Genomic DNA, 15,808 nt, shown 5'->3' on the forward strand with positions numbered 1-15,808 from the left:
ACTCTATGGTAATGAAGAACATTGTTCGTGTTTGTGTAATTTTTATTTTGGTAAGTTCATGTGCGACTAAGAAGGAAATTTTGTATATGCAAGATTCTATAGATTATCCTCAAACAGCCTTAGAGTTTTCAAGCCCTAAAATACAGCCTAATGACATTTTAAAAATAGTTGTTGGAGCTTTAGTTCAAGAGTCTGCATTACCCTATAATAAGTTAACTAATGGCGGAAATACTGGAGGTGTCGCATTGATGCAGTTGGAGGGCTATTTGGTTTCCGAAGACAATACCATTAATTTTCCTCAGTTAGGACCAATTTCTACTAACAATAAAACAGTTTTAGAACTTCAAGAGCATATTAAAGTCTTACTTGAGGATGGTGGTCATTTAAAAGACCCCTCAGTTAATGTGCGTTTGCTCAATGCTAAAGTGACAATTTTGGGAGAGGTGAATCAGCCAGGTACTTTTAATTTTACAGAGTATAATATTACCTTACTACAAGCCTTGGGCTATGCGGGTGATTTAACCATCAATGGGAAACGAGAAGATATTATTGTATTACGAGAAACGGAAGGTAATCGCGTTATCTCGCACATCGATTTGACGTCTACTAATTTTATTAATACCGCTTTTTATCAAATTAGGCCAAATGATGTCATCATTGTAAATCCAAACAACCCTAAAGTAAAGAGTGCTGGTTTTGTGGGTAATACTTCAACTGTTATTTCAGTTATCTCAATTCTATTAACGACAGTTGTCCTAATTACAAGATAGTTATGAATCAAGAGTCAAATGTAGCTTCTCTAAAAAAGAACGATCAAGGAGAAACTATAAAGCATGAAATCAAAAAGTATGGCCGCTATTGGTATTGGTTTGCTTTTGGAATTTTATTGGCATTAATTGGTGCTTATGTATATTTGAGATATACACCTAAAATATATTCATCTTCGGCCAAGATTAAAATCCTCAATAAAACTAAAGGCTTAGAATTACCATCTTCTGCGTTCGTATTTAATAGGTCAAATATTAACCTAGAGAATGAAATTGAAATATTAAAATCCTATCGTATTATTGAGAAAGTGGTTGATACTTTGAACCTCACGATGGCGTTTTATGAAGAAGGAAATATACTGACAACTGAAATTGCTAAGTTTCCATTTAAGCTTGTTAAAACGTTGTCTAACGATAGTATTAAAAATGTCTCATCCTATAAAATAAGAGTTGAAGACACTAATTTTAGTATCTCTAAAGGTGATTCAGATAGGACGATTATAATTCCTGATTTTAACTCTTACAATGTCGATCACAATTTACCTTTTGAGCTGCAATTTGAGAATGTCTCAAAAATATCAGAAAGTATTGGGAAAACCTATATACTAAAGTTTGTTCCGGTGTCTAGTGCTACCCGAAAACTAAAAGGACAACTTAATATTACCATGCTAGGTAAAAGCAGCGATTTACTGAAGCTAAAACATACAAGTCAAAGTAAGGCTAGGTCAAGTGCCATAATTAATACCGTTATTAAGGTCTTTGATGACGATGGTGTTAAAGATCGGCAGAAAGTTTCAGAGCGGACTATTGATTTTATTAAGCTTCGTTTTAAGCTTTTAACGAAAGAGTTAGATTCTATTGAAGTAGGGATTAAAGATTTTAAAAAGTCCAATAATTTTATAAATATAGAATCCGATGCAGAGCTAGGGCTTTCGCAGCGTACTTTATCAGAAAATCAGGTCTTTAGTATCGAAAATCAAATTGTGATTTCAGGGTTATTAAAGGAGAGTTTACGTCCTGAAAGTGTAGATTCCGAATTATTACCTTCTAATATTGGTTTAGACGATGCAAATATCAATGGACTTATTACTCAATACAATGATTTGGTGTTTGAACGCGATAAGTTAATTACAAGTGCTGGACAAAACAATCCAACATTTACAGTTCTAAATGATAAGATATCTAGCGTTAAATCTAATATCATCAGCTCGATTAACTCCTATCAAGCACAATTGAAGGTAACCAAGCAGCAATTGGTTGGAAAAAACCAAAAGTATGCGTCTCAAGTATCGAGCTTACCTTTAAAAGAAAAGCTGTTACGTTCAATAGAGCGCCAACAAGCTATTAAGCAGAGCTTGTACTTATTCTTACTGCAGAAAAAGGAAGAAGCTGCCATTAATTTGGCTGTTACAGAGCCGTCTATTAAAGTGGTTGAGTATGCCTTATCTGGTGGAGGTCCAATTTCACCAAACCCTAAAAATATTTACTTAATGGCTTTGGTCGCTGGATTATTAATCCCTTTTGGAGTTATTTATTCTCGTAATTTATTGGATACTAAGATCAAAGGGAAGGAGGATGTCACCTCACGTGTTGGTAATATTCCGGTTTTAGCTGAATTACCTAGAATAAAAGGACAGAATCTTGTATTTGATAACCCAACAGATCGCTCTGTACAGTCTGAAGCCTTTAGAATATTAAGCGCAAATGTGAACTATATATTGCCGACTACAGGTAGTTCCGATGGTAAAGTAATTTACTGTACGTCAACAATCAAAGGAGAAGGTAAAACCTATGTAGGTATTAATCTGTCTTTGGCTCTATCTAGCATTAATAAAAAAGTATTGCTTATAGGAGCAGATTTAAGAAATCCACAAATTCACTCTTACATATCTCAGGATAAGAACCTGCAAGGATTATCCAATTACTTGCATGATGAATCAGTAGAATGGAAAGATATAGTTGTAAAAGGGTTTGAAAAACACCCTAATCATGAGATACTCTTATCAGGTGATATCCCTCCTAATCCTACGCAATTGCTTACCAATGGGAGGTTCGAAACGTTATTGAATGAAGCAAAGCAACAATATGACTATATCATTATTGATACAGCTCCAACGATTTTAGTAACCGATACCCTGTTAATTTCCAAATATGCAGATGCTACAATTTATTTATTGAGAGCTGACCATACAGAGAAAAATTTATTAGAGTTTTCTAAGAATTTATCTGATAGCGGAAAAATTAAAAATATGGCTTATGTTATCAATGATGTAGGAGCAAGTCGGTCTTACGGCTATTCTTATAACTATGGCTATGGTTATGGTTACGGAAGTAAAAACGACTAGTCTTATTTAACTGTTAGCTATCGATTTTAAGTACTTTGTGGTTTCTGTTTGGTTCTCACTTTTAAAGATATAACTACCTGCTACAAGAACATCTGCACCAGCATCAACAAGTGCTTTTGCGTTTTTATCGGTGACACCGCCATCAATTTCAATACGTGTGTTTAATCCTTGGTCGTTAGCCATTTTACGCAATTTCTTTACACGATTGTAGGTCATGTCTTCAAATGTCTGACCCCCAAATCCGGGGTTGATAGACATCAATAAAACCATATAACACTTTGGTAAGATATCTTCTAAAACCGATACTGGTGTAGTTAAATTTAAAACAACTCCAGCTTTACATCCCGCATCTTCAATTTGAGTTAGTGTGCGGTGTAAATGCACAGTAGATTCGTGATGAACAGTAATAATATCTGCCCCAACTCTAGCGAATTCTTCAATATAACGCTCAGGCTTTTCTATCATTAGATGCACATCAAGCGGTTTGGTTGCATGTTTTTTTATGGCTTGTATGACAGGCATTCCGTAAGAAATGTTTGGAACAAAATGACCATCCATAACATCAATATGAAACCAATCGGCTTCACTGTTATTTACCATTTCTATATCGCGTTGAAGATTGCCGAAATCGGCAGCTAGCATTGAAGGAGCTATAAGTACTTTAGACATTTTTATATAAGTATACTTGGTTTGCACAAAGATACAGTCTTATTTTGTAATCACTTTATATTATACGATATTAGTTAAATGGACGAAAAGATAAAATTATTTTTTGCTGAGTTATTTAAACTCTTAATACCTTCACTACTAGTTTTATTGATTGCGACAGCTGTGCTATATGGCTTGTTTGTATTAATGGGTTGGATGTAGGTCTTAGATCAAGAGACTTTGTAAAATGAGTGAACCTTGAGAAATCGGTTTTAGGGTCATTTAATAAAATTCGACTATTATAAAACGTCAATAAAATCAACACTTATAAAGAGTTTTGATTACTCGGGGGTACAAAAAGGGGTGCAAAGTGTTGTTAAAATGGTGTTTTCGCAAAAATTAAGTTATTCATTTACAATTACTTGACTTTATAAAATGAGTGAACCCAGAGTAATCAGCTCTGGGTTCTTTCATCAATCAAAAAACGAACAGTTATGTTTTGTAACTGTTGTTGCCGTAATTTAGTCGTAATTTATTAAAAAAATTACTATCCTAAATATGTTTTCAATATTTTACTACGAGATGTATGTTTTAACCTACGAATCGCTTTTTCTTTAATTTGTCTTACCCGCTCACGAGTTAAATCAAATGTTTCTCCTATTTCTTCTAAAGTCATAGGATGTTGATTTCCTAGTCCGAAATATAAACGAATAACATCTGCTTCACGAGGTGTTAATGTTTCTAATGCACGTTCTATTTCCGTACGTAAAGATTCATGTAATAAATCTCTATCAGGATTTGGAGATTCTCCACTACGTAATACATCGTAAAGGTTAGAATCTTCTCCTTCAACTAAAGGTGCATCCATTGATACATGACGTCCAGAGTTTTTCATCGACTCTTTTACATCGCTAATTGTCATGTCTAACTCTTTGGCAATTTCCTCAGCACTTGGTGGACGCTCATGACTTTGCTCTAAAAAGGCAAAGGTCTTATTAATTTTATTAATTGATCCAATCTTGTTTAATGGCAAACGTACAATACGAGATTGTTCAGCTAAAGCCTGAAGAATCGATTGACGAATCCACCAAACAGCGTAAGATATGAATTTAAATCCACGTGTCTCATCAAAACGTTGTGCAGCTTTAATTAAACCTAAATTACCTTCATTAATTAAATCTGGTAAAGTTAAACCTTGGTTTTGATATTGTTTTGCTACAGAAACAACGAAACGTAAGTTAGCTTTAGTTAATTTTTCTAAAGCTAATTGATCACCTGCTTTGATGCGTTGAGCTAATTCTACTTCTTCATCAGCAGTAATCAAATCAACCTTTCCAATTTCTTGTAAATATTTATCTAATGATGCAGTTTCTCTATTGGTAACCTGCTTGGTGATTTTTAGTTGTCTCATTTAATTATCTCCTTTAAAAATTTGGGCAAATGTATTGTACTACATAGTTATACGTAACAAGTACTGAAAATGTTACAAGATAATTAAAATTAATTTAAATTTTGATTAACTTTTTGTTGTTGAGGTTAATGTCATCAAGCATTTCGCTAGTGAATTTGTAATGCCCTTTTGTTGTGATTAATCTGAAAGGACGTGACTTTATAACGCTTAAAGTGTTGAGAAACAGCCATTTTGATTTTAGTAGTTTTGGCTTTTCACTTTTAAGACTAATATCAAAATAATGTTGTCTCCCTTCTTTTTCGGCTACGATATCTGGTGTGATAGTAATATCGCTACCTTTTTTTATGAAAGATTTGGGCGTTTCATAACCTTCAGCGTCGGCTTTGATGTTTTCAAAACCATGTTGTTCTAAGTAATCAACAGAATCTTTTAAAATATCTTTGTATTTTTCTTTGTCCTCATGTATCATAACTAATAGTATACGAAAAAAAGACGAGAAAAGCAAATGTTTGACGACTTCATTTCATTCTAAAATCGATATTCGATACCTGTATGTATTGAGATAATAAAAAGGTCTATGCTATTTTTTTGAGCGAATGGTTTGAGTTGATAATTAAAATTAGTTTCCACATTGAAGTATATCTCTTAGAACAATTTCGTTTCTAATCCTAAACCTAGATTTAAAGACATTGTAGCTTTATGCTCCAAATTATATGATCTGGACTATCCTTAAAGGGTTTTAATCTGCTTTTTGCAGCGATTCCAATATCTTTTAGATTGTCGAATAAATCAGAATCTGCACCAATAGCGTCTTGTGTTTCTAGAATGGGATTGATTTTTAAATGTTCATCCAAATCGTAAGCACAAGAGCTAACTATAATAGGCATCAGGAAATGTGAAAATTTTGAGAGATTCATAAGACTTGTTTCCCTATAGTTTTACATATCTCCAAAAGGTTGCGTGGGAAACTAAACTTTTACAAAAAATTCATTTTATAATCTAAGTTGATCCGTTCTTTTGTGAGTGAAATTTTATCATGAATAGTTTTAAAAAATAAGCTACGATCCTTTTCACCAGCAGTAACCAAAAGCTTAGAAATTGACATCTGTTTTTGTAAAAACTCGTACATCATATCACATGTTGGCTTATGTTCTATTTTAAAATAACTCAAAACTGTGAATGGAGAGAAAAATACTTTTTGACTTGGAGTGACTATCATTACAGTATTGGTTAAGGTATGTAAATCACATTTATAGAGTCGGAAAAAGGTTTTGTTTTCTTGCTTATCAATACTTTGGTTGATGGTGTGACCTTCAATTTGGTTTATAACATCATGAATATCATCACATATCAATAAAGCCAAATCTCTAGAAACCAAACCTGCTTCATAATAATAAAGGACTTGTTGTAATGTGCCATTTACGGTATTGTCATTCCATAATTCAGTAATATTTATGTGTTTATATACCTCGCTTAGTTCGAAAGCACTATCTAGTAAAGATTGCGGAATGCGTTTCACCCAATCATCAAAAGAGATTTTACTTTTAGCCATGTCTACATTCAAATCTTTAAGCCATACATACATTTTGTAACGCGTTAAATACGAATCGGTAAGTGTTCTAAAAAGTGAAATGTCTTTACCAGACCAGATTATTTCTGCTTGTTTTAGTTTCGTTAATGGTATAACGTTTTGTAAAGATTGCTTAAACCATTGTTCGAGTCCTTGTTCATCTGATGGTCTTGGTGATAGCTCTGTTAAAATTGAAGATTGATTTCCAACCTCATACAATTTATTGAGCGAAATTTTAAAGTGTTTGGCTAAGGTGACACTTTCTTCTAATGAAAGGATAGTTTTTGAGTTTATTCTTCTGTAGGCTGCATCATAACCTATATCCAAGATAGACGCTATCTCTTCAACAAAGGAGGTGTTGTCTTGAAATTTTGCCTTTAGATACTTAATAAATTGTTCTTGCATTTTTTTAAAAATTACAAGTAGGATACATAGCTGGTTTGTGAAAATTACAAAAAATAAATTATTATTTCCGTATTCTAGTCAAACGATTATCAATTATTGCAAAGTAAGTTTGATCATAATCTTTTAACAATTGAATTATGAAATCTTCAGAAAAAAACACGAAAACTCATATTCTGCTTTTTTGGTCTATACCAAGTATCTCTATGATTGATGCCTACAAAGAAAAATGTAATAAGCTCAATCGAGCAAAGGATAATTTAAAAAGGGTTGAGGTTATAACGTATAAAAATGAGATTTTGAAACTTGAAAACGTTGGAATTGATTCTGGTAGATTTTTTGGCCTCAAACGGTTTAAAGGCAAAATGAAGAAAGTCCTTTTAAACATCAATACTATTAAAACGATAATCCTATTATGAAAATTTTGAAATTAAGTTAAACCAATTAAAACCAACCAATATGAAAACAATTAAAAATCAATTAAAAAATTTGTCTATTACTTTATCTATGCTTGTTGTTTTTCAAAGTTGTACAGTGTATAAATCTGCATCTGTTGCATTAGAACAAGCAGCATTAGAAGATGTAAAAGTAAAAGTAGAAACAAATAATGGTGTTAATATTAAGTTTAAGAATATTGTTTTTGAAAACGAAAACTATTACGGAATAAAAAAAACGAAGGGCAAGCTTGATAAAATATTATTGAATCAAGAACATATAAATAATATTAAAATAAAAGACAAAACACTTTCAACCATTTTAACCATTGTTTTACCATTAGGGATATTGGCAGGAATAGGTTTGGCGTTTAAAGACTCTTTTGAATGGAAATCCAACACATTTCAATTATCACCTTGATTTATGTAGATAAAAAAGCCTCATATTTTTAGACAATTTCAAAAAGCAAGATGCAGATTTTGCAATTAAGTTTACCAAACTAATCATTACACCATACGCACATTAACTTTTGCTATTGTGTTTTAAAACAACGTATTATGAAAAATGTATTATTTGTATTATTTATGATTTACTTCTGGAATACAACGGAAGCACAAGAAATTAATTTTGGGATTAAAGGAGGAGTAAATTTCGCGACACTAACAGGAGATGCAGGCGATTTAGATTCTAGAACTGCATTCCATATTGGAGTCATTACTGAGATTAAAATCTCAGAGAAATTTTCATTTCAGCCAGAACTTTTGTATTCATCTCAAGGGGCTAAAGATTCTAAATTTGATGAAGAACTGAAAACGAATTACTTATATCTGCCCTTAATGTTAAAGTACTATATCGCTGACGGAGTTAGTATACAAGCTGGCCCTCAGATAGGGTTGCTGCTATCCGCAAATTCTGAATTTGATGGAGAAGAAGAAGACATTAAAGAATTCCTTAATGATTTAGATTTTGGATTAAACTTTGGAATAGGGTATGCCATGAATAATGGATTGAACTTTGAACTTAGATATAACATTGGAATTTCAAATGTTGATGACGAGAGTGATGATTTTGAAGTAAGAAATGGAGTGTTTCAATTGTCAGTGGGCTATTTCTTCTTTTAGCACTAAGCGAAATGTTTAGTTGTATTAACCTTTAATAATAATCTGTTTTTAAAAAAGTGTCATAATGAAACCACAACCAATAACTAAAACCTCCAAGTCATTTTATAAATTACCTAAAACCTTATCAAAGTATATATCTATTGGCATTGCAATAGCAGTTTTAAACCTTTCGGTATCATGCTCTTATTTTTCGGTAAGAGATGTACCTACAACAGAGGAAAACATTGCGAAGCAAGTTGATACATTTAATACTTCTGAAAAGTATGTTATTGTGCATTCCGGTATTTTATTCTGGCATCTTCGCGATATGATACTCAATGATGATGAACAAATGATTTCTGGAACTATCGAACCAGTAAATGAAGCTCATAATTATAAAAAGCCTAGAGATAAAAAACGTGTGCATCGTTATGTAAATAAAAAAACAAATCCTTTAAATGAAGTCCATTTCTATCTAAAAACAGCCGCTAATTTTCATGATGCAGAAACGGTAAATATATCACTTAGTGACATTAATAGAATTTCAGTTAATGATAAAAATACAGGTCGAACTGTTGCTAATGTGTTACTCACAACCGTAGGAGCCGTTTTTTTTGTTAGTGCAGTTTACTTAGCTTTAAAAAGTTCGTGTCCATTCGTGTATATAAAAGATGGCCAAGAATATCAATTTGTGGGCGAGTTATATCCAGGAGCCATAACGCCAAACCTTCAGAGAAATGATTATCTAGCCTTACCCAATTTTTGTCCTGAAAATGAATGGTATACGCTTAAAGTATCCAACCAATTAAAAGAAATTCAATATACAGATCAGCTACAGCTAATTTCAGTAAATCATCCTAAGAATATCGAAGTGCTTATCGACAGTAAAGGTGCGTTTCAAACATTTGAGAGTATTAATTCGCCAATTAAAATTTTAGATGAAAGTGATACTCAAAAATTGGATTTAGCATTAAAAAAGGACAATAACTATTATGCATTCAATTCCTTGAAATCTACATCAAATAGTATAAGAAGTATAATCTTTGAATTCGATAAACCAGAAAATGCTGAAGAGGTAAAACTCTATTTGACTGCTAAGAATTCGGTATGGTTAGATTATGTCTTCGGAAAATTTAACGAACAGTTTGGAGCCTACTACAACACCTTTCAGAAGAAACAACAAACTGTTGATAAAGAACAATTAAGCAAATGGGCAAACGGACAGAACATACCACTCTCGGTATATGTAAAAACAAAAAGTGGTTGGGAGTTGGTTGAACGATTAAATTCTGTTGGGCCTTTGGCAATGAGAGATTTGGTGGTACCCATACATTTGGATTCGACTACCGAAGAGATTTTACAAATCAAACTAGAAACAGGTTTTATGTTTTGGGAAGTGGATTACGTTGGTGTAGATTTCTCTGAAAATTTAAATTTAAGCCTTACTTATATTAATCCTGTTTCGGCCTTAGATCAAAACGAAAACGATGTAACCCATTTACTAAATAATAGGGATGAAAAGTACTTTGTACAACCAAATATTGGAGATGAGGTTACTGTAAGTTTTCCTTCTACACCATCAATAGATGATCTTGAGACTACAGTTTTTCTCAAAAATAGAGGCTATTATAATTATTTAAGAGATTATAAAGGTATTCCAGATCAGCAGAAATTAGAGTCTTTTAGAGACGATGGTGCCTTTACTATATTTTCTGAAAAGTCCTATTTCGAATTTGTCAACTTTAGTTTAAATAATTTGGCTCAAAATGAATAGATCAACAACACTCAAAGCGACTATTGCAACAACAGTTATTGATGAACAATTGCCTGTAACATCATCCAATAGTTTGAACGCTTCTGTTAAAATAATTAGCGGACTAAAGATGAACTGGTGTCATTTTAGACTTCGTATAAGTTTAATGCGAATTATTATTAAAGCTTATTCTAATCCTTTGCATTGGGTTTTAGCACTTAAATATTTAATACGACTGCGTAAAAATTTCTTAGGAGATTTTAAGCTTAAAAAAATGATAAAAGTGGATAGTAAATATTACATGGGACTTTACACGCCAGGTTGGAATGATGATATCTACAAAAGATTTATTACTTCAGAACTTAATAATTTTAAGGTCGTTAAAAGCGATGTACTCAGGTTTAATCATGTCTATGTCGCTGTGACAAAAAAATGCCCTTTGCAATGTGATCATTGTTATGCTTGGGATATTTTAAATAAGAAGGAGCAATTAAGCCCTGAAGATTTAAAATGTATTATAGGGAAATTACAAGATATGGGAACGGCTCAAATACATTTAACAGGTGGAGAACCATTAATTAAACCTAGGTTATTATTTGAATTACTGGCAACATCTCAACCAAACACTAATTTTTGGATTAATACTTCCGGTTATAAGTTAACTAATGAAAGAGCTAAAGATTTAAAAAATGCTGGGCTGACAGGATTATTTATAAGCTTAGATCATTTTGATGAAGAAACCCACAATAATTTCAGAAAGTATAAAGACGCTTACTATTGGGCTGTTAATGGTGCCGGAAATGCAGTTGCTAACAATTTGGTTGTCGCATTGTCTTTATGTGTTCTAGAGGATTTTATTAGTGAAGAAAACCTAATGACTTATATGAAATTGGCTAAAGATTTGGGAGTACCGTTTGTTCAGTTTTTAGAACCGAAAGAGGTTGGGCATTTCGACGGAAAACAAGTTTCAATTAGTAGCGAAAAGATAGAAATATTAGAGTCATTCTATGTTAAAATGAATTTTTCTGATGATTATTTAGACTTCCCAATAATTAATTATCATGGTTATTATCAGCGAAGACAAGGATGTTATGCTGGCGGAAATAGAAGCATGTATGTGGATACCGATGGGAATTTAAATGCGTGTCCGTTTTGTCATACAAATTCAGGAAATATGCTAGATGATTCTTTTGAAAATCAATTAAGAGCGATGACCAAACTAGGTTGTCCAATATATTAACGCATTATGGAAAGTTTACTTAATATACCGTCGTTTTATTTGTGGATACTATTGTTGCTAGTATTAGTCTTAAGATATGTATTAGTTGCCGGTATTCCATATTTGTGGTTATATGTTTTTGGAAAAAATAAATACAAAGACTTAAAGCTTCAAAATGAGCTTCCAGAGAAAAAACAAATTCTTAAAGAAATGAAGTATTCTCTCATAACACTATGTATCTATAGTTCAGGTATTTGGCTATTTCTCTATTGGCTTAAACAGGGTTATACTAGAAATTACACAGAGATTAATGAGTTTGGATGGCCTTATTTTATGTTTAGTATAGTATTAATGATTATAGTTCATGATGCCTACTCTTACTGGATTCATAGATTAATACATCATAAATCACTCTTTAAATACGTGCATTTATTGCATCACAAGTTTAAGAATCCTTCCCCTTGGAGTGCTTTTGCCTTTCATCCTTTTGAATCCCTTTTAACGCTTGGCATTATTCCAGTCGTTATGTTTTTAATCCCATGGCATAACTTGGCCTTAATCGTATTTATTACAATTATAATTGCCTATGACACCTTTGTGCATCTTGGGTATAATATTAAACAGCTAAAAGTATTTAAATGGCAAAACACACCTAAAGATCATGATGTGCATCATAGAAATTCGAAGTATAATTTTGGATTGTATTTTACGTGTTGGGATCGACTGATGGGGACTTATAGTACATCTAACCCTTAATTAAAAAATATGAATTATGAAAACAAAAAACATTCTAACTCTTTTATTTGTTGCGTTTATGGGAATCGCAGCATTTAGCCAAAACGCTGAAAGAAAAAATAAATTAAAATTCAATTCATTTTCATTTACACTCCCAGAATTCTCTATTGCAAAAGGACTTAATATTGGTCTAGGGGTGACTTTAGATGCGAGTGTCTCATATAATAATCATGTTTTTGCATTTGCATACTCTGTGGTCGATAAAAGTTCTAGTGATGGCTGGTTTGAGGACTCTTCATCTATAAGATTTGTGCAATCTAATTTTTTGTACGGGAGAGAATTCAGGTCATCAGAACATTTTTTTATTGACATTTATGCAGGGATAGGTTTTTTAAATTATGATAAAAAAGAACAGATATTCAATGGTACTGGTTTTTTAGGTCTTGGTTCTGAAAAAATGGATGAATCAGCTTCGGCTATAGGGTTTCCGGTTGTTATGAAGTTCAGGTACTTGTTTAGGGAACACTTTTCATTAGGTATTAGGGTAGCAGGGAATTTTAACTCAGTTTCAAATTTGGCATCATTTGGACTTCTATTTCAATGGAATTATTAACAAATAATTAAGCCAACTAAAATTATTAGTTATGAAAAAAATAAAACCTTTGGCCTTAATCTTTTGTTTCCTAATTTTTTTTCAAAGTTGTTCAGTTTATAAACCAACGTATTTAACATTAGAGCAATTATCAGAAACAGATGGTAAAGTGATGATTAAAACAAATGATAAGAGTGCTTTAAAATTTAAACAAATTGAGTTTATTGATGGTCGTTATTACGGTGTGAAAAAAAATAGTTCAAAACGAATCTTAATTTTTGAAAAAGATATTGAGTCTATTGAACTAAGAGATAAAAAAGCATCTATTAGAAAGACATTAATAGTTTCAATACTTGGAATTGGCATACTATTTCTAATAGTTAATGCAGGTTTAGGTGGTGAAAAAGTAATAAAGTAAAATATAAAAAAAGCCTCACAAGTTAATTGTGAGGCTTTTTTATTATTGAGAAAAGAAATTATTCTTCTTTCTTATCTTCTCTTGGTTTGCGATCATCACGACGATTATCACGTCCACGATTATCTCTACTGCCTCTGTTATCACGTCCACCAGAACGTTTATCATCTCTTGGTGGTCTTGCTACATAACCTTCTGGTTTTGGTAAAATAGCTTTACGAGATACCTTTTCTTTACGAGTTCTTGGATCTTGTCCAAAATACTTCACATCAAAAACATCTCCCATATTTACAACGTCAGATACATTTTCTGTACGTTCCCAAGCTAATTCACTTACGTGTAATAAAACTTCGTTTCCTGGAGCATCCATATATTCTACAACTGCGCCAAAATCTAACATTTTAATAACTTTTACTTCGTAAACGCTACCAACTGTTGGTTTAAATAGTATAGAATCTATTTTTGCCATTACAGCATCAATACCTTCTCTTCCTACACCTAATATTTCAACAATACCTTCTTCAGTTACTGGATCTTCGTTTATTACGATAGTCGTCTCAGTTTCCTTTTGCATTTCCTGAATTACTTTTCCACCAGGTCCAATTAAGGCTCCAATAAATTCGTTAGGAACACGTCTTGTTACCATTGTAGGCGCATGATCCTTAACATCTGCGTTTGGTGTAGCAATCGTATCTGTCAATTTTTCTAAGATATGTAAACGACCAGCACGAGCTTGTTGTAGTGCATTCACTAAAATCTCATATGATAATCCTTTTACTTTAATATCCATTTGGCAAGCTGTGATACCATCTGCAGTACCAGTCACTTTAAAATCCATATCTCCAAGATGATCTTCATCACCTAAAATATCAGATAATACAGCGTACTTTCCAGAATCAGCATCAGAGATTAATCCCATAGCAATACCAGAAACTGGTTTTATCATTTGCACACCAGCATCCATTAAAGCCATAGTTCCTGCACATACAGTAGCCATAGAAGACGAACCGTTAGATTCTAATACTTCAGATACAATTCTTACAGTGTAAGGACAATCGTCAGGAATCATTCCTTTTAAACCACGTTGTGCTAGATTACCATGTCCAACTTCTCTACGAGAGGTTCCACGAATTGGTCTAGCTTCTCCAGTACAAAAAGGAGGGAAGTTATAATGTAAATAGAAATTTTCTTCACCTTCATGAGATGGCATATCTATTTTGTTTGCGTCTCTAGATGTTCCTAAAGTAACTGTTGCTAATGCTTGAGTTTCTCCACGTGTAAAGATTGAAGACCCGTGAGTTGATGGTAAGTAATCTACTTCACACCAAATTGGTCTAATCTCGTCAGTCTTACGACCATCTAAACGTAAACCTTCATTTAAGGTTAAATCTCTAATTGCAGCTTTTTCAGCTTTACGGTAATAATCAGAAACTAAACCACCATAATCTTCCATTTCTTCTTCGGAAAACGTCGCTTTAATATCTTCTTTTATTTCCTTAAATGCAGCACTTCTTTCATGTTTAGCAGATCCAGCTTTTGCGATAGCATACACTTTATCATAAGCCATATCATGAATTTTTTTGGCTAAATCTTCTTCTTGTCTGTCCCCTTCATATTCACGAACTTCTTTCTTTCCGAATGCTTCTGCTAATCTTAATTGAGCAGCACATTGAACTTTAATAGCTTCGTGTGCAAACTTAATAGCATCAGCCATTTCTTCTTCAGAAATCTCGTCCATTTCACCTTCTACCATCATTACTGAATCGGCAGAAGCACCAATCATCATATCTAAATCAGATTCTAATAATTGCGCACGTGTTGGGTTGATTACAAATTCACCATTCACACGACCAACTCTAGCTTCAGAGATAGCACATTCAAAAGGGAAATCTGATAATTGAATAGCAGCAGAAGCCGCTAATCCTGCCATAGCATCTGGCATAACGTCATCGTCATGAGACATTAACTGTATCATCACCTGAGTTTCTGCGGTATAATCTTTTGGGAATAATGGACGTAAAACACGATCCACTAAACGCATTGTTAATACTTCACCGTCACTTGGTCTTGCTTCTCTTTTGAAGAAACCTCCAGGATAACGACCTGCTGCAGCAAATTTTTCTCTGTAATCTACTGTCAATGGTAGAAAACCAAGATCTTTTTGTTCGTAATTGGAAACTACTGTACATAATAACATACATTTTCCAGATTGCACAACAACGCTACCATGAGCTTGTTTTGCTAATTTTCCAGTTTCGATAGAAATTTCTCTACCGTCACCTAGGTCAATGACCTCTCTAAAAACTTTTGGAATCATAAATTTTTTAATTCTAGTTCAGGCAATATATTCCATGCCAGAACAATGTTAAACAATGGTCGTTGTGTTGTTGTAGTTGTTGTTGTGAGACGTAATGTC

Annotated in this window: 16 protein-coding genes; 10 read left to right on the forward strand and 6 right to left on the reverse strand. The window is 32.9% G+C overall.

Features of this window, described 5'->3' with window-relative positions; genetic code table 11:
* Positions 1–11 precede the first annotated feature (11 nt).
* Together V7719_RS02430 and V7719_RS02435 are read left to right on the forward strand one after the other, a co-directional pair.
* Entirely contained in the window at positions 12–770 is a 759-nt protein-coding gene (locus V7719_RS02430) for a polysaccharide biosynthesis/export family protein (protein WP_335728263.1), read from the forward strand.
* Between the two features lie 2 nt (positions 771–772).
* Positions 773–3,112 carry a GumC family protein gene (locus V7719_RS02435; RefSeq protein WP_335728264.1) on the forward strand — a complete coding sequence of 780 codons (2,340 nt, stop codon included), beginning with the start codon at positions 773–775 and terminating at the stop codon, positions 3,110–3,112.
* Positions 3,113–3,118: 6 nt separating this feature from the next.
* Here V7719_RS02435 and rpe read toward each other — a convergent pair whose 3' ends face one another.
* The 5 genes from rpe to V7719_RS02460 form a co-directional block, all read right to left on the reverse strand.
* Complete coding sequence (gene rpe, locus V7719_RS02440) at positions 3,119–3,781, reverse strand: ribulose-phosphate 3-epimerase (protein WP_335728265.1); 663 nt, start codon at positions 3,779–3,781, stop codon at positions 3,119–3,121.
* 526 nt (positions 3,782–4,307) lie between these two features.
* Positions 4,308–5,171 (reverse strand): sigma-70 family RNA polymerase sigma factor, encoded by an 864-nt coding sequence (locus tag V7719_RS02445; RefSeq protein ID WP_335728266.1) that lies wholly within the window; start codon positions 5,169–5,171, stop codon positions 4,308–4,310.
* 94 nt (positions 5,172–5,265) lie between these two features.
* Positions 5,266–5,640, reverse strand: coding sequence for a hypothetical protein (locus V7719_RS02450; RefSeq protein WP_335728267.1), 375 nt, complete (start codon positions 5,638–5,640; stop codon positions 5,266–5,268).
* A 211-nt stretch (positions 5,641–5,851) separates the two neighbouring features.
* Positions 5,852–6,088, reverse strand: a complete 237-nt coding sequence (locus tag V7719_RS02455; protein ID WP_335728268.1) for a hypothetical protein — start codon at positions 6,086–6,088, stop codon at positions 5,852–5,854.
* Positions 6,089–6,147: 59 nt separating this feature from the next.
* Complete coding sequence (locus V7719_RS02460) at positions 6,148–7,146, reverse strand: hypothetical protein (RefSeq protein WP_335728269.1); 999 nt, start codon at positions 7,144–7,146, stop codon at positions 6,148–6,150.
* Between the two features lie 137 nt (positions 7,147–7,283).
* Between V7719_RS02460 and V7719_RS02465 the strand changes: the two genes are divergently transcribed.
* The 8 genes from V7719_RS02465 (at position 7,284) to V7719_RS02500 (ending at position 13,395) form a co-directional block, all read left to right on the forward strand.
* The gene (locus tag V7719_RS02465) at positions 7,284–7,562 is read left to right on the forward strand and encodes a hypothetical protein (RefSeq protein ID WP_335728270.1); all 279 of its coding nucleotides are present in this window, start codon (positions 7,284–7,286) and stop codon (positions 7,560–7,562) included.
* A gap of 40 nt (positions 7,563–7,602) precedes the next feature.
* Entirely contained in the window at positions 7,603–7,998 is a 396-nt protein-coding gene (locus tag V7719_RS02470; RefSeq protein ID WP_335728271.1) for a hypothetical protein, read from the forward strand.
* A gap of 137 nt (positions 7,999–8,135) precedes the next feature.
* Entirely contained in the window at positions 8,136–8,699 is a 564-nt protein-coding gene (locus tag V7719_RS02475) for a porin family protein (RefSeq protein ID WP_335728272.1), read from the forward strand.
* 64 nt (positions 8,700–8,763) lie between these two features.
* Positions 8,764–10,452, forward strand: coding sequence for a hypothetical protein (locus V7719_RS02480; protein ID WP_335728273.1), 1,689 nt, complete (start codon positions 8,764–8,766; stop codon positions 10,450–10,452).
* The gene (locus V7719_RS02485; protein WP_335728274.1) at positions 10,445–11,671 is read left to right on the forward strand and encodes a radical SAM/SPASM domain-containing protein; all 1,227 of its coding nucleotides are present in this window, start codon (positions 10,445–10,447) and stop codon (positions 11,669–11,671) included. The genes V7719_RS02480 and V7719_RS02485 overlap by 8 nt, the downstream gene beginning before the upstream one ends.
* Positions 11,672–11,677: 6 nt before the next feature.
* Positions 11,678–12,406 (forward strand): sterol desaturase family protein, encoded by a 729-nt coding sequence (locus V7719_RS02490; protein ID WP_335728275.1) that lies wholly within the window; start codon positions 11,678–11,680, stop codon positions 12,404–12,406.
* Positions 12,407–12,422: 16 nt separating this feature from the next.
* Complete coding sequence (locus tag V7719_RS02495; RefSeq protein ID WP_335728276.1) at positions 12,423–12,998, forward strand: hypothetical protein; 576 nt, start codon at positions 12,423–12,425, stop codon at positions 12,996–12,998.
* A gap of 31 nt (positions 12,999–13,029) precedes the next feature.
* The gene (locus V7719_RS02500; protein WP_335728277.1) at positions 13,030–13,395 is read left to right on the forward strand and encodes a hypothetical protein; all 366 of its coding nucleotides are present in this window, start codon (positions 13,030–13,032) and stop codon (positions 13,393–13,395) included.
* A 58-nt stretch (positions 13,396–13,453) separates the two neighbouring features.
* Here the strand turns inward: V7719_RS02500 and V7719_RS02505 are convergent, their stop codons facing one another.
* On the reverse strand, positions 13,454–15,709 hold the full coding sequence (locus V7719_RS02505) for a polyribonucleotide nucleotidyltransferase (protein ID WP_335728278.1): 2,256 nt from the start codon (positions 15,707–15,709) through the stop codon (positions 13,454–13,456).
* Positions 15,710–15,808 lie beyond the last annotated feature (99 nt).

The organism is Psychroserpens sp. (assembly GCF_036960315.1).
Lineage (GTDB): Bacteria > Bacteroidota > Bacteroidia > Flavobacteriales > Flavobacteriaceae > Psychroserpens.

Coding starts and splice junctions, on each gene's coding strand:
- V7719_RS02430 (WP_335728263.1), top strand. CDS start 12: ATGAAGAACATTGTTCGTGTTTGTGTAATTTTTATTTTGGTAAGTTCA.
- V7719_RS02450 (WP_335728267.1), bottom strand. CDS start 5,640: ATGATACATGAGGACAAAGAAAAATACAAAGATATTTTAAAAGATTCT.
- V7719_RS02490 (WP_335728275.1), top strand. CDS start 11,678: ATGGAAAGTTTACTTAATATACCGTCGTTTTATTTGTGGATACTATTG.
- V7719_RS02460 (WP_335728269.1), bottom strand. CDS start 7,146: ATGCAAGAACAATTTATTAAGTATCTAAAGGCAAAATTTCAAGACAAC.
- V7719_RS02435 (WP_335728264.1), top strand. CDS start 773: ATGAATCAAGAGTCAAATGTAGCTTCTCTAAAAAAGAACGATCAAGGA.
- V7719_RS02480 (WP_335728273.1), top strand. CDS start 8,764: ATGAAACCACAACCAATAACTAAAACCTCCAAGTCATTTTATAAATTA.
- V7719_RS02455 (WP_335728268.1), bottom strand. CDS start 6,088: ATGAATCTCTCAAAATTTTCACATTTCCTGATGCCTATTATAGTTAGC.
- V7719_RS02505 (WP_335728278.1), bottom strand. CDS start 15,709: ATGATTCCAAAAGTTTTTAGAGAGGTCATTGACCTAGGTGACGGTAGA.
- rpe (WP_335728265.1), bottom strand. CDS start 3,781: ATGTCTAAAGTACTTATAGCTCCTTCAATGCTAGCTGCCGATTTCGGC.
- V7719_RS02485 (WP_335728274.1), top strand. CDS start 10,445: ATGAATAGATCAACAACACTCAAAGCGACTATTGCAACAACAGTTATT.
- V7719_RS02475 (WP_335728272.1), top strand. CDS start 8,136: ATGAAAAATGTATTATTTGTATTATTTATGATTTACTTCTGGAATACA.
- V7719_RS02500 (WP_335728277.1), top strand. CDS start 13,030: ATGAAAAAAATAAAACCTTTGGCCTTAATCTTTTGTTTCCTAATTTTT.
- V7719_RS02470 (WP_335728271.1), top strand. CDS start 7,603: ATGAAAACAATTAAAAATCAATTAAAAAATTTGTCTATTACTTTATCT.
- V7719_RS02465 (WP_335728270.1), top strand. CDS start 7,284: ATGAAATCTTCAGAAAAAAACACGAAAACTCATATTCTGCTTTTTTGG.
- V7719_RS02495 (WP_335728276.1), top strand. CDS start 12,423: ATGAAAACAAAAAACATTCTAACTCTTTTATTTGTTGCGTTTATGGGA.
- V7719_RS02445 (WP_335728266.1), bottom strand. CDS start 5,171: ATGAGACAACTAAAAATCACCAAGCAGGTTACCAATAGAGAAACTGCA.